12 protein-coding genes are annotated in these 13042 nt (G+C 64.9%); 3 read left to right on the plus strand and 9 right to left on the minus strand.

Features of this window, described 5'->3' with window-relative positions:
• The first annotated feature begins 190 nt into the window (after positions 1–190).
• Positions 191–955, plus strand: a complete 765-nt coding sequence (locus FR728_RS10360) for an SDR family NAD(P)-dependent oxidoreductase (RefSeq protein ID WP_149892603.1) — start codon at positions 191–193, stop codon at positions 953–955.
• Positions 956–1037: 82 nt separating this feature from the next.
• Here the strand turns inward: FR728_RS10360 and FR728_RS10365 are convergent, their stop codons facing one another.
• Positions 1038–1520 carry an SRPBCC family protein gene (locus FR728_RS10365; RefSeq protein ID WP_149892604.1) on the minus strand — a complete coding sequence of 161 codons (483 nt, stop codon included), beginning with the start codon at positions 1518–1520 and terminating at the stop codon, positions 1038–1040.
• Positions 1510–1854, minus strand: coding sequence for an ArsR/SmtB family transcription factor (locus tag FR728_RS10370; protein WP_149892605.1), 345 nt, complete (start codon positions 1852–1854; stop codon positions 1510–1512). The genes FR728_RS10365 and FR728_RS10370 overlap by 11 nt, the downstream gene beginning before the upstream one ends.
• A gap of 519 nt (positions 1855–2373) precedes the next feature.
• On the opposite strand from FR728_RS10370, the gene FR728_RS10375 reads away from it, so the two are divergent.
• A complete protein-coding gene (locus FR728_RS10375; protein WP_149892606.1) occupies positions 2374–3924 on the plus strand; it encodes a 2-isopropylmalate synthase in 1551 nt (516 codons plus the stop codon).
• A 336-nt stretch (positions 3925–4260) separates the two neighbouring features.
• Here FR728_RS10375 and FR728_RS10380 read toward each other — a convergent pair whose 3' ends face one another.
• Both FR728_RS10380 and miaA read right to left on the minus strand, forming a co-directional pair.
• On the minus strand, positions 4261–4830 hold the full coding sequence (locus tag FR728_RS10380; RefSeq protein WP_188318868.1) for a GNAT family N-acetyltransferase: 570 nt from the start codon (positions 4828–4830) through the stop codon (positions 4261–4263).
• Positions 4831–5489: 659 nt separating this feature from the next.
• Positions 5490–6443: a tRNA (adenosine(37)-N6)-dimethylallyltransferase MiaA gene (gene miaA / locus FR728_RS10385; RefSeq protein ID WP_149892608.1), complete on the minus strand. Its 954-nt coding sequence runs from the start codon at positions 6441–6443 to the stop codon at positions 5490–5492.
• On the opposite strand from miaA, the gene serB reads away from it, so the two are divergent.
• Positions 6442–7332, plus strand: a complete 891-nt coding sequence (gene serB, locus FR728_RS10390) for a phosphoserine phosphatase SerB (protein ID WP_149892609.1) — start codon at positions 6442–6444, stop codon at positions 7330–7332. The genes miaA and serB overlap by 2 nt on opposite strands.
• Before the next feature lie 24 nt (positions 7333–7356).
• Here serB and FR728_RS10395 read toward each other — a convergent pair whose 3' ends face one another.
• The 5 genes from FR728_RS10395 to hflK all read right to left on the minus strand — a co-directional run bounded on the left by FR728_RS10395 (position 7357) and on the right by hflK (position 13003).
• Positions 7357–8856, minus strand: a complete 1500-nt coding sequence (locus tag FR728_RS10395) for a C1 family peptidase (RefSeq protein WP_149892610.1) — start codon at positions 8854–8856, stop codon at positions 7357–7359.
• A 214-nt stretch (positions 8857–9070) separates the two neighbouring features.
• Positions 9071–10570 carry a Do family serine endopeptidase gene (locus FR728_RS10400; RefSeq protein ID WP_188318869.1) on the minus strand — a complete coding sequence of 500 codons (1500 nt, stop codon included), beginning with the start codon at positions 10568–10570 and terminating at the stop codon, positions 9071–9073.
• A gap of 167 nt (positions 10571–10737) precedes the next feature.
• Positions 10738–10923, minus strand: a complete 186-nt coding sequence (locus tag FR728_RS10405) for a DUF2065 domain-containing protein (RefSeq protein ID WP_149892611.1) — start codon at positions 10921–10923, stop codon at positions 10738–10740.
• A complete protein-coding gene (gene hflC, locus FR728_RS10410; protein WP_149892612.1) occupies positions 10920–11825 on the minus strand; it encodes a protease modulator HflC in 906 nt (301 codons plus the stop codon). Before hflC ends, FR728_RS10405 begins: the two co-directional genes overlap by 4 nt.
• Positions 11825–13003, minus strand: a complete 1179-nt coding sequence (gene hflK / locus FR728_RS10415; RefSeq protein ID WP_149892613.1) for an FtsH protease activity modulator HflK — start codon at positions 13001–13003, stop codon at positions 11825–11827. Before hflK ends, hflC begins: the two co-directional genes overlap by 1 nt.
• Positions 13004–13042: the final 39 nt, after the last annotated feature.

Here is a 13042-nt window from a genome sequence, read left to right on the forward strand (position 1 = left end):
CCAGTCACGCTCCTTCACCCGGGAGCAAGCATGGGTTAAGCCCCGACGTTGCGTCACGCAACCCGGTGCGCGCCTCCTTGGGAACGGTTCTGGAGGATCAGGCAAGTCTTTCGGACCCTCAGGCAGGCAGCATGCGCCCTCTCCGCCTAGATGAGAAGCGAACCCGCTTCCCAACCTGACGGAGACGCAAATGACCCCTTCAAGCAAGATCGTTCTCATCACCGGCGGCAGCCGCGGCCTTGGCCGAAGCACTGCGCTCATGTGCGCCCGCAAGGGTCTCGACTGCATCCTCACCTGGCACAGCAAGGAGGCAGAGGCCGCACGCGTCGTTGCCGAGATCGAGGCTCTGGGCGGCCGTGCGGTGGCGCTTCAGCTCGACACGGGCAATGTCAGCGCCTTTCCTGCCTTCACCGAAGCCCTGAAGAAGACCCTGCACGACACCTGGCAGCGCAGTACCTTCGATGCGCTGGTCAACAATGCGGGCGTGGGCTCCTACAACAGCCTGGCAGAGACCACGGAGGATCAGTTCGACACCCTGATGAACATCCACTTCAAGGGTGTGTTCTTCCTGACCCAGAGCCTCATGCCCCTGATCGAGGATGGCGGCCAGATCCTCAACGTGTCCTCCGGCCTCGCCCGTTTCGCCCTGCCCGGCTATGGCGCCTACGCGGCGATGAAGGGGGCCGTCGAGGTGCTGACCCGCTATCTCGCCCGCGAGCTGGGTCCGCGCCGGATCGCGGTGAACACCATCGCGCCCGGGGCCATCGCGACGGATTTCGGCGGCGGACGGGTGCGCGACGATGCGGATCTGAACCGCATGGTGGCGGGCATGACGGCCATGGGCCGTGTCGGCCTGCCCGATGACATCGGCGGGGCGGTCTCCACAATCCTGGCCGGCGACATGGGCTGGATGACCGGCCAACGCCTGGAGATCTCCGGCGGCCAGCTGCTTTAAGACAGGACGCCCTCTCCCGGACCCGCGAGAGGGCGCCCCGACAACCGAAGCATCAGGAGCCCCCCTCGGAATGGCGGGCTCCTTACGCCTTCGCCATCAGCGTTCGGGCGTAGTCCTCCAGCTGCTGGGCCACCGTGCCCCAGCCGTTGTAGAAACCCATGTCCTCGTGCTGCTGCCGAGTCTCGGGCTTGCGATGCCGGGCAATCGCCGTGTAGCGGGTCTTGCCATCCTCTGTGTCGGAAAGCAGGAGGATCGCCGTCATGAAAGGCTCGGGGACCGGTTTCCACCCTTCCGCATAGGCATCGGTGAAGACCAGCTTCTCGTTCTCGATCACCTCGAGATAGACACCGTTGTTGGCCATCGCGTTTCCCTCCACCTCGAAGGTGGTGTTGAAGCGCCCGCCGACCCTGAGATCAATGTCGCAGCCGATCACCTTGTGCGGCTTCGGCACGAAGAAATGCGGAATGTGCTCAGGTCGCGTCCAGCACTCCCAGACCAGGCTTCGGGGGGCGGCCACCACCCGTGTGAAATGAAGATCTGTCGCCGGATCAAGATCATGCATCATTCCGTTCCTCCGCAAGTTTCGTCACATAGTCGTCGAACCGGTCCAGCCTGCCCTCCCAGAGGTCGCGCTGCTCCTCCAGCCAGCTTCGCACTGGCTGCAGGGCATCGGGGCAAAGGGAGCAAGTCCGGGTCCGGCCCAGCTTTTCGGTCTGCACCAATCCGGCCTCTTCCAGCTTCTTCAAGTGCCCCATGAAGGTTGGCAGCGCCATGTCATGGGGGGCCGCAAGTTGAGTGACGGACCGTGGCCCGCCGGCAAGGGCTGACAGGATCGCCCGCCGGGTCGGATCCCCGAGGGCTGAAAACAGAAGATTGAGCGAGGTCTCATGCTTAGCCATGCGCCTAACTATATCCGGATCCACACGCACAGCAAGGAAAACTTAGGACATCACCTAAGTATCAAAAACTCAGAAGCCACCAGCCCTGATAACCCCGTCTGGACACAGGACGGCCCGGAGCGAGACCGAAAATTACAAAAACACGGTTGCGCCGGACACAAACCTGCCTTACAGACTTGGTCCATCAGCTTCCGAGTCACTCGCAGAGGCCTTCTGCCCCGCCCGAGTGACGTGAGAGATCAAGGCCCGAGACTCCCGATGATCGCGACCCGCGACATTTCCGGCATCTCCAGCGACGCGCAGATCCTGCGCGGCGGCCTGCTCCTACTTGCCGACCTTCTTCTCCTTAGCCGCCCCTGAGCGCCGGCTGAATCGCATCTTCATGCGAACGGGCACTTAGGGGAGAAGACGCGCAAATTCTCATCGACAGAACGACACGGTTCCGCGCTTCCACACCATTATGGCCCCATGCATCCGGCGGGCCCACGGCGGCGGAACCCCAGGGAAGGACCAGGACACATGACCGCTTCGGACAACCAGATCCGCATCTTCGACACCACCTTGCGCGACGGCGAACAGTCGCCCGGCGCCTCCATGACCCTGGAAGAAAAGCTGCAGATCGCCGACATCCTCGACGACATGGGTGTCGACATCATCGAGGCCGGCTTCCCCATCGCCTCCAACGGTGACTTCGAGGCCGTCAGCGAGATCGCCAAGGCTTCCCGCAACTCGGTGATCGCCGGTCTGGCACGCGCCATTCACGCCGACATCGACCGCTGCGGCGAAGCCGTGAAACACGCCAACCGCGGCCGCATCCACACCTTCGTCTCCACCTCTCCGATCCATCTGAAGTACCAGATGAACAAGTCGGAAGAGCAGGTGCTCGACATCATCACCGACACGGTGACCCGCGCCCGCAACCTGATCGACGACGTGGAATGGTCCGCCATGGACGCCACCCGCACGCCGATCGACTATCTGTGCCGTTGCGTGGAAGCTGCCATCAAGTGCGGCGCAACCACCATCAACCTGCCGGATACGGTCGGCTATGCCACCCCGGACGAATACAAGCAGATGTTCGCCGACGTGATTGCCCGCGTGCCGAACTCCGACAAGGCGATCTTCTCGGTCCATTGCCACGATGACTTGGGGTTGGCGGTCGCCAATTCGCTGGCCGGTGTCGCCGGCGGCGCGCGTCAGATCGAATGCACCATCAACGGCCTGGGCGAGCGCGCCGGCAACGCGGCGCTGGAAGAGATCGTCATGGCGATCCGCACCCGCGGCGACGTCCTGCCCTATCAGTGCAACGTGGACCCGAAGTTCCTGACCCGCGCCTCCAAGCTGGTGGCCGGGGCCTCGGGCTTCGCCGTGCAGTACAACAAGGCCATCGTCGGCAAGAACGCCTTCGCCCACGAGAGCGGCATCCATCAGGACGGCATGCTGAAGAATGCCGAAACCTACGAAATCATGCGCCCCGAAGACGTCGGCGTGAAGGCCACCTCCCTGATCATGGGCAAGCACTCCGGCCGCCACGCCTTCAAGGACAAGCTGAAGGAACTGGGCTTCGAGCTGGGCGACAACGCCCTGCAGGACGCCTTCCGCCGCTTCAAGGACCTGGCCGATCGCAAGAAGCACGTCTATGACGAGGACATCGAGGCTCTGGTCGAAAACGAGATCGCAACCGCGACCGAGACCACCAAGGTGCTCTCCCTGACCGTGATCGCCGGCACCGGCGGCCCGCAGAAAGCCATCCTGACCATGGATGTCAACGGCCGTCACGAGACCCGCGAAGCCACCGGCGACGGCCCGGTCGACGCCACCTTCAACGCCATCAAGGCCATCGTGCCCCATGACGCCACCCTGCAGCTCTATCAGGTGCATGCGGTGACGGAAGGGACCGATGCGCAGGCGGAAGTCTCCGTGCGTCTGGAATCGAACGGCCGCATCGCCACCGGCAAGGGCGCCGACACGGACACGCTCGTCGCCTCGGCCCGCGCCTATGTGTCGGCCATGAACAAGCTCGCCGTGCGCCAGCAGGGCAGCAACCCGGGCGCCCTCAAGGCCAGCTGAGCCTTCAGCCCGCACCGCTGATGATGCAGAAGGGGAGCCACACGGCTCCCCTTTTTCATTGCGGCTAGGTTCAAAAAACACCCCTCACCCGTCATTCCCGGCCTTGTGCCGGGAATCCAGACTAACAGCAACGAGGCCCGGGAAGACTGGACGCTCGGGACAGGCCCGAGCATGAAGGACCGATGGGGAGGGGCTCAGAGCACAGGCACGACGCAGGGCATCGCTCTTGCGCGGCCTACGGAACCCTCGCCCCTCCTACTCCGCCCCCACTCAAGCAAAAGGGGAGCCTCGAGGCTCCCCTGGTGATGTCGATCAATCCGGCGTCTTCGTCCGGCCTCAGCCGTTGGCGACGAGGCTCTGCATGGAGGGGCTGAAGCGCTGAAACACGTCGCAGGGCATGTCGCCCATGCGCCGGCTCTCGCGATATCCGAAGCCGAGCGACTGGACGAGTTCCCGCCCGATCCGGTCATCGGTGCGCACGCAGGCGACCAGATGGGAGAAATAGGTCCGCTCGAAGAACCACTCGATCAGATCCAGGGAGATATCCTCCAGAAGCCCGGGCAACTCGGCCGTGATCTCCGGATCCACGCAATGATGCAGGGCGATCTCCGAGGTCTCGCTGAGAATCGTGAAGCCGATCCAGCCCGCAAACTGCGCCCCGCCGTGCCCGCCGATCCCGTCGGGGGCTTCCACCATCAGCTTGAACGGAGAGAAGCCGTGCCGGTCCTGACAGGCGAGCGTATCCTCAAGCCATCGCAGACAGCAATCCCGTGACCACTCTCCCGGTTCACGGCCGATGTAGCGGTTCACTTCCGCCCGTCCGTGAAGCTCCGTGAGCAGCGGCAAGTCGCCGGTGTCGAATGGCTGCAGCCAGTATCCGCGTCCGCGAATGACAAGATCCTGCAAGGTCGCCTCCCTTGGCGTCCGCAATCCGTGGCCGGGGCGTGCCCCACTCCGGCCGACCGTCCTGCGGTCTTCCATCAGCAGGCGCGACCTTCTGGCCCGACGCCTGCAAATCCCGCGGGCCAGGCCCGCATGCTCCGACGGGTCAGCCCCCGTCCTGAAGGGCGGATGCAACTCCGCCCAAGGCTCTCCAGGGTGAAGGGTCCGACTTCGGACCGCCCCGGTTCCGTTTCCTCTCATTCAGCCTCTGGTGGCTGACGGATGGGCTTATGACCTAACGTAAGGTCCGCTTCTTTGAGCTGCCTCAAACCGCAACCAGAAAGTTGATGTCATCCCCTTCCAAATCGCGGAGTGCGGGAACGACATTTCAACGTTTTGAACACTCTCGCAGATTCGCAAGGCTGGCGCGCTTGCGAGTTTTTGCAGGAGGCGGAAGTCCCCGCTGCAACTGCAAATGGGAGAAGGCCTGCGAAACCCGGCTCTCCCGCTGGCCAAGGCACCTAACCCTGAATTGCGGCCTGAATGAGGACATCATACCATGAATTACGTAGCGTCATCCAAAATTCATATTTGAAAACTGAAGGTTAGTTAATTTATCCACAGTGCGGCGCACAATTGCTGATTGCTGCGACTGCTCGCAAGGCCCACGAACGGACCAGCCCTCACCGCCCCACGCGCAGGGCGTCGGCCAGTGCGGCCTCGTCGGTGGGATCCACCCGCGGCCAGTCCGCCATCTGGTTGCGGAACCAGGTTTCCTGCCGTTTCGCATAGCGGCGGGTGGCCACCACCAGGCGGCGATGGGCCTCAGGCCGGTCGATCTCACCGGCAAGAAGGGCGGCAATCTCCTTCACGCCGATGGCCCGCATGGCCGGAAGGCTCCACGGCAGCCCCTTGGCCAGCAGCGCCTCCACTTCGGCAATCCCCTCTTCGCCCAGCATCAAATCGGCGCGCTGGGCAATGCGCTCATGCAGCCAGGGGCGCGGCGGAGCCAGCACCCGGAGAACACAGCTTTGCGCCGCAAGCAGCGGCGGGCTCTGGGTCTCCCGGTGCCAGTCGGCGAGCGTGCGGCCCGTGGACTGCACCACCTCCAGAGCGCGGGTCAGCCGCTGCAGGTCGACGAGGGTGGCAGCAGCCTGAGGGTCGAGGGGCGCAAGGGCCGCGCGCACCCCGTCCACGCCCTGCTCATCGGCGAGAACCCGGCAGGCACTTCGCACCGTTTCCTGAATCTCCGGCAGAACCGCAAGACCCTCGGTCAGTGCCTTGAAATAAAGGCCGGTTCCTCCCACCAGGATCGGCAACCTGCCTTCGGCGCGCACAGCGGAAATCTCGCGCGCCACCAGCTTCAGCCAGTCGCCGGTGGAGAACGGCGTCGCGGCCGGCAGCACGCCATAGAGCCGATGCTCGGCGCGCGCCTCATCCTCCGCGCTCGGACGGGCGCTGACGAGACGCAATTCCGCGTAGACCTGCATGGAATCGGCATTGAGAATGACCCCATTCGTGCGTTCTGCGAGCCTCAGGGCCAAAGCCGACTTGCCGCTGGCGGTCGGCCCGGCTATCAGAACCGCGTGAGGGTCTGCTCCCTTGCGTCCCTGATCGTCTGTCAAGGTTGCGTCCATGTCGCTCGTCGTTACTCTCGTTTCCAATCCGATGACCCCGGCCGTGGATGCGGCCCTTCTCGACAGCGCCCGCGCGTGTCTTGGCGCCTCCGGCGATGTGCGCGTCCTCAACGAGGGCATTGCGGCGGAATTCGCCACCGCCGAAGGAGACGCGGGAGCCCTGCGCGCCCGGCTTCTTGAACGACTGGGCGACGCGCCGGTCGATGTCTTTGTGCAGAAGAGCGAAGGGCGGCGCAAGCGCTTGCTGATCGCCGACATGGATTCCACCATGATCCGGCAGGAATGCATCGACGAGCTCGCCGCGGAGCTCGACCTCAAGGACCGGATCTCCGAAATCACAGAGCGGGCCATGCGCGGCGAGATCGAATTCGAACCGGCCCTGCGCGAGCGTGTCGCCCTTCTTGCCGGCCTGCCGCTCAGCGCCATCGGCAAGGTTCTGGCCGAACGCATCCAGCTGATGCCCGGTGGTCGCACCCTCGTCCAGACCATGAAGGCCAACGGTGCCTATTGCGCGCTGGTCTCTGGCGGCTTCACCCATTTCACCTCCGCCGTCGCCACCATGATCGGCTTTGACGAGAACCAGGCCAACCTTCTGCTGGAAGACGACGGCAAGCTGAGCGGTCAGGTGCAGGATCCGATCCTCGGCCGGGAAGCCAAGCGCCAGCGGCTGGAAGAGCTCGTCGCGGAAAAGGGGCTGACCTTCGAGGAAACGCTCGCCGTGGGCGACGGAGCCAACGATCTGGCCATGATCGAACGGGCCGGCGCGGGCGTCGCCTATCGCGCCAAGCCCGCCGTGGCCGCCGCCGCTGACTTCAGCGTGGCCAATGGCGACCTGACCGCCCTCCTCTATCTCCAGGGCTACGGCTTCTCCGACTTCGTGCTCTCCTGAGCCGCGCCTTTTCGGCAGGCCGGTCTACTGCGCCGGGGGCTGTTCTCCCGGCACCGTGCCCACCGTGCCGAGCCCGAAGGCGAAGACCAGCGCCACGTCCCGCTCCGTCGCAACCAGCGTGTTGCGACCGTTATAGGTCATGCTCCAGCCCTGGACGAGATTGCGCAGGGCGCCGCGCTCTGACGGGTCGAGCGGGATCGGCGCGCAAATTCCCACAGGCACGGCGTTGTAGAACAGCGCCAGATCACTTGCCGGACCGCTGGTGATGCCACTGCCGAGCAAGCGGCCCGACCCGCCCGAGAGCCCCATCGCCTCCTGAGCCAGACCGCTGAGCGTGGCCGCATCATCCCGCGCGGCAGCGCCGAGAAAGAGCCCCTTGCAGAGTTCCGCCGGCGGCGCCGCGCCATTGCCCCCCTCCTGCGCAGGTCCCGGATCACCGGCCGGTTCGGAGCCATTCGACCCTGCCCCTTGCGACGGATTGACCGCCTGAACCAGGTCACAGGTAACCGTCAGCCGGTCCCCGTCCATCCAGCCGCCCAGATCCTCCGGCGACTGGGGCGACCAGGTCGGCTGCCCCTTCGCGTCGAGGGCAAGCGAGAAGCGCCGGCCACCGGGCGGGAAGGGATAGACCGCCTCGAAGGCATTCACCCCCCACATCAGGGCGTCGATGCCGCACTCGCCATAGGCGATGCGGAAGAACCCGTTCTCGCCCCAGTCCGCTCCCCAGCTGTTCTTGCAGATCCACGCCTGAGCCGTCTCGTCATACCCCACGACGCAGACCGCATGCATTCCGTCCAGAGCGGCAGAGCCGTTCCAGGAATAGACCCCGCCCGTGTAGGCATAGAAATCCTGATAGACCGCGAAGCTCGTCACCAGCGGCCCGGAGCGCGAGAGCCAGGACTTCATGGCGGCCGGATCCGAGAGCTGCCGGGATCCGGCGATGCGCGTGACCTTGTCCTGCCAGTCGGGTGGTGGCGAGCAGGGTTGCTGGCTGTCGAGATAGGGGTAGTCCACTTCCGGAACCACGCCCGTCTGGGCGCAGAAACCGAGCGCGGAAGGGATCTCCCAGCCGACCGAACAGACCCCGCCGCCGCAGAAGAACATGTGCGCTTCCGAAAGGTCCTCCAGCTCGCCCGCATCTTCGGCTCCGAAGGGCGCCCGTGCCGCGATGCGGCTTGCCGCATCCAGCACCGCCGCCGTGGCAAAGGCCACGCAGGAGCCGCAGGACCCCTGATACTTGACCCCGGAAATGTAATTGTCGCCATTGGCATTGCGCCAGTCGAAGGAGGCCGGAATGGCCTGCAGCGCCAGGTCCGGCCGAGCGCTGCGCCCCGCGTGGCCTTCCCGCGACACCTGGATGCGTTCGTCGAGGCTCATGCCCCCCGGCTCGACGAGACATCCCAGATGCAGCCGCCGTGCCTCCGGCTCCAGCCGCATCAGCAGGGTCTCCCCATGCCGCCAGGCGACCCCGACCGCCTCGTTGACCCGCCGGATTGCCTCGAGCAGTTCCTGATCCAGCGCCATCCGTGCCTCCCCTGAGCTCGCGCTTCGCAGAGCCCGCACCTGACGCAGGCCCACCTGTCAGGGACGCAAGGACAGGCGAAACGTGCCCGCTCCTGCCCGAACCACACTGGAAAAGAAAAAGGGCCGCCCCTGCCGGATCAGGCAGGGACGGCCCTTGGCTCAATATCGGGGCGGAAGAGAGGGTCTCTTCCGCCGCCATGATCGCAAATCCGGATCAGTCCTCGATGCGCACCGGAACGTAGCGCAGCACGCCGTCCGGATTGGCCAGAAGCAGCAGCGCCAGCCGCCGCCCTTCCGCCTTCAGGGCAGCAACCGCGTCGATCACCTCCTGGGCGGTGGCGACAGGCTCCTGGGCCACTTCCTTGATCACGTCCCCCGCCTCGATGCGCTTTTCCTCAGCCGGGCTTCCCGCAGCCACCTCGCTGACGAGAACACCGGTCACCTCTTCCGAGATGCCGAACTTGGCGCGCGCCTCGTCGTCCAGCTCGGAAAGCACCATGCCGAGAACTTCCTCGTCGGTCACCGCAGGTTCGGGCGTGTCCGTGCCAGACTTGTCGCTCTCGGCCGCTTCGGCGGCTTCCTCGAGGCGGCCAAGTTCCACCTTCAGGGTGACTTCTTCGCCCTTGCGCCACAGCTTGACGTCGACCGCATCCCCGATGGAGCTTTCGGCCACCATCCGCGGCAGTTCGCGCATGGTCGCGACCTTCTTGCCGGCAAATTCCAGGATGATGTCGCCCGGCTGGATGCCGGCAGCTTCCGCCGGTCCGCCTTCGTTCAGGCCTGCCACCAGCGCGCCGCTCGTGTCGGTGCCCCGGTCGAGGCTCTCGGCAATCTCCTCGGTGACTTCCTGGATGCGCACGCCCAGCCAGCCGCGGCGGGTCTCGCCGAACTCGCGCAGCTGCGCGATGATGCGGGTCGCCGTGTTGGCGGGAATGGCAAAGCCGATGCCGATGGACCCGCCCGAGGGCGAGATGATCGCCGTGTTGATGCCGATCACCCGGCCGTCCATGTCGAACAGCGGACCACCCGAGTTGCCCCGGTTGATAGAGGCATCGGTCTGGATGAAATTGTCGTAAGGCCCGGAGTTGATGTCCCGGTTGCGGGCCGAGACGATGCCCACCGTCACCGTGCCGCCCAGACCGAAGGGGTTGCCGATGGCCATCACCCAGTCACCGACCCGGATCTTGTCGCTGTCGCCGAAGCTCACGTCGACCAGCGGCTTTTCCGGCGTGACCTTGAGAACCGCAATGTCGGTTTTCTCGTCAGTGCCGATCAACTCGGCCTTGAGCTTCGTGCCGTCATTGAAATTGGCGACGATCTCGTCGGCGCCCTCGATGACGTGATTGTTGGTGATGATGATGCCGGCCGTGCCGTCGATCACGAACCCGGAGCCAAGCGACTGCACCCGGCGCGGGCGGTCATCTTCCCGGTTCTGCTGATTGAAGAATTCTTCGAAGAACTCCTGGAAGGGCGATCCGTCCGGCACCTGCGGCAGGGGCACGGTGCGCTCGCCCTGGACCGTCTGGGAGGTCGAGATGTTCACCACCGCATCCGCCAGTCCCTCGGCGAGATCCGCGACGGAGACAGGCCCCTGGGCCTGGCTCGCCACGGGCGCGCCCAGCGCGACCAGCACGCCTGCGGCAAGCCCCGCCAGCATGGGCCGGGCCCGGGTCAGAAACCGGGCACCCGGCATGTTTCGAGTTGCGACCGCCATAAGGTCCTCCATCCGGCATCTGGTCATCTGGTGTCGGGCAGCCCCGACGCGCGTCCGCACGGTGCCGTTACCCTAGGGATGATCCGGCACCGGCACGCAGTCTGATAAAGTCTAGTGAAGATTTTGCGCAAAGCCATGCGATCCTTGCACGGGATCCGGTCTTTTTGTCATCCGCGCAACAGCCAGACGATCAACACCCCGAGAGCAAGGGCGAAAAGACCGACGCCGCGCAGGACCCGATCAGGGGTCTCCAGCGCGGCGCGCATCACTGCCTTCATGCCTCCCGGCGCCAGCGCATAGAGGGTTCCCTCCAGCGCCAGCACCAAGGCAAGGGCGGTCAGCAGATCGCTCATTGGGCAGCAGGTGCCGCCGAAGAGCCGGTTGCCGGGGCCGACTGGCGGCCCATCGGGTCATTGAAGTAGCGGAAGAAGGCCGAATCCGGCGACAGCACCAGGCTGGTATCCCCCTGCTGCAATCCCTTCTCGTAGGCCTGCATGGACCGGTAGAAGCCGAAGAAGTCCGCGTCCTTGTTATAAGCTTCCGCGAAGATTCGGTTCCGCTGCGCGTCCCCTTCACCTCGGGCGATTTCGGAATCGCGCCGGGCTTCAGCGACCAGAACGGCCGCATCACGATCCGCACGCGAGCGAATGCGGCGTGCCTGCTCCTCGCCCTCGGCGCGGATCTGGGTCGCTTCCTGCTGACGCTCGGACTGCATGCGGGCGTAGATGCCCTGGGAGTTGGCATCCGGCAGATCCGCACGGCGGATCTTCACGTCCACCACTTCGATGCCGAGTTCGGCCGCATTGGTGGTCACGCTCCGGCGAATGTTGTCCATCACACCGGCACGGTCGTCACGCACGAGCACTTCGAAGGAGGTCCGGCCGAGTTCGTTACGCAGCGCAGCTTCCAGGAAGGTGGACAGACGGCGGTTGGCCGCATTGATCGTCTGGACACGCTGGAAGAAGAGAACCGGGTTGGCGATCCGGTAGCGGGCGAAGGCATCCACCACCACGCGCTTCTTGTTTGCCAGGTTCTGCTCCACCGTCGGCATGTTCAGGTCGAGGATGCGCTTGTCCAGGAACACGACGTTCTGGACGAAGGGCCACTTGAAGTTCAGGCCCGGTTCCTGGACCACCTTGTCGATCCGGCCGAAGGTCAGGACGAGCGCCTGCTGGGTCGGATTGACGATGAAGGCACCGAGATAGAGCACGAAGGCGACGATGCCGACGAGGACGAGAAGAATACCGTTACGCATTACTGGACTCCTCCCGCGCGATTGACCGAGGACCGGCCGGTCAGCTCATTGAGCGGCAGGTAGGGCACAACGCCCTGACCGCCGGCCTGGCTGTCGATGATGATCTTGGCGTTGGAGCCGAGAACCTTTTCGAGGGTTTCCAGATACATGCGCTCGCGGGTCACGTCGGGTGCGTTCTTGTACTGCTCGTAGATCTGGTTGAAGCGCTCGGACTGACCGGTTGCTTCAGCAATGGTCTGTTCGCGATAGGCAGCGGCTGCTTCCAGAATGCGGGCGGCCTCGCCTCGGGCTTCCGGGACGACCCGGTTGGCATAGGCGGTCGCTTCGTTCTTGATGCGGTCGTTGTCGGCACGCGCGGCCTGAACGTCACGGAAGGCGTCGATGACCTGCTGCGGCGGATCGACCCGCTGCATCTGGACTTCGGTGATCTCGATGCCGGCCTGATAGGAGTCCAGCGTCGTCTGCATCAGGGTGCTGACATCGTTCTGGATGGAGGCACGGTTTTCGGTCAGGATCGCGTCGATCTTAGAGGCGCCGACCACTTCGCGCATGGCGCTCTCGGCCACGGCCTTCACGGTGCCTTCCGGGTTCTGGATGTTGAACAGGAAGTTGGCGATGCCTTCGGAGGTGTTCTGGATGCGCCACTGGACCTTGAAGCCCACGTCGACGATGTTCTCGTCGCCGGTCAGCATCAGGCTCTCGGCCGGAACTTCCTGGGAACGCACCTGGCTGCCGGTCACAAACTCCTGCACGCCGACGGTCATTTCCCGCTGCAGTTCGACCTGCGGCAGATAGACTTCACCGATCGGATAGGGCCAGTTGTAGTTCAGGCCGGTGCCGGTCTGGCTGGTGACTTCACCGAAGACCAGCTCGACGCCCACTTCGCCTTCCTCGACGCGGTAGAGACCGGTCGCCAGCCACAGGCCGGCCAGCACGGTCACCACCAGCGCGCCGCCGGCAAAGCCGAGGCCGCGACCGCCGCCACCGGGCAGCACGGTCTTCATGCGGTCCTGGGTGCGTCTCAGCAATTCTTCCAGATCCGGCGGGTTGCCGCCGCCGCCACGGTTGGGACCACCGCCCCAGGGGCCGTTGTTGTTGCCCCCGCCGCCCCACGGTCCACCGTTATTGCCGCCGCCCTTCCACGGGCCGCCGCCACCGGATTGATTGCTCCAAGGCATCCAAACTTCCCTTTGTTGCGCTTCCGGCACCCCTGACCG

Origin of the sequence: Roseibium aestuarii (assembly GCF_008477545.1) — a bacterium.
Classification (GTDB): Bacteria; Pseudomonadota; Alphaproteobacteria; order Rhizobiales; family Stappiaceae; genus Roseibium; species Roseibium aestuarii.

What these genes read in the sequence shown, in the direction of transcription:
- FR728_RS10395 (WP_149892610.1), bottom strand. Translation starts at nt 8,856, where the DNA reads ATGGCGCTGGATCAGGAACTGCTCGAGGCAATCCGGCGGGTCAACGAG.
- FR728_RS10405 (WP_149892611.1), bottom strand. Translation starts at nt 10,923, where the DNA reads ATGAGCGATCTGCTGACCGCCCTTGCCTTGGTGCTGGCGCTGGAGGGA.
- hflK (WP_149892613.1), bottom strand. Translation starts at nt 13,003, where the DNA reads ATGCCTTGGAGCAATCAATCCGGTGGCGGCGGCCCGTGGAAGGGCGGC.
- FR728_RS10375 (WP_149892606.1), top strand. Translation starts at nt 2,374, where the DNA reads ATGACCGCTTCGGACAACCAGATCCGCATCTTCGACACCACCTTGCGC.
- FR728_RS10370 (WP_149892605.1), bottom strand. Translation starts at nt 1,854, where the DNA reads ATGGCTAAGCATGAGACCTCGCTCAATCTTCTGTTTTCAGCCCTCGGG.
- FR728_RS10365 (WP_149892604.1), bottom strand. Translation starts at nt 1,520, where the DNA reads ATGATGCATGATCTTGATCCGGCGACAGATCTTCATTTCACACGGGTG.
- FR728_RS10400 (WP_188318869.1), bottom strand. Translation starts at nt 10,570, where the DNA reads ATGGCGGTCGCAACTCGAAACATGCCGGGTGCCCGGTTTCTGACCCGG.
- FR728_RS10360 (WP_149892603.1), top strand. Translation starts at nt 191, where the DNA reads ATGACCCCTTCAAGCAAGATCGTTCTCATCACCGGCGGCAGCCGCGGC.
- serB (WP_149892609.1), top strand. Translation starts at nt 6,442, where the DNA reads ATGTCGCTCGTCGTTACTCTCGTTTCCAATCCGATGACCCCGGCCGTG.
- miaA (WP_149892608.1), bottom strand. Translation starts at nt 6,443, where the DNA reads ATGGACGCAACCTTGACAGACGATCAGGGACGCAAGGGAGCAGACCCT.
- hflC (WP_149892612.1), bottom strand. Translation starts at nt 11,825, where the DNA reads ATGCGTAACGGTATTCTTCTCGTCCTCGTCGGCATCGTCGCCTTCGTG.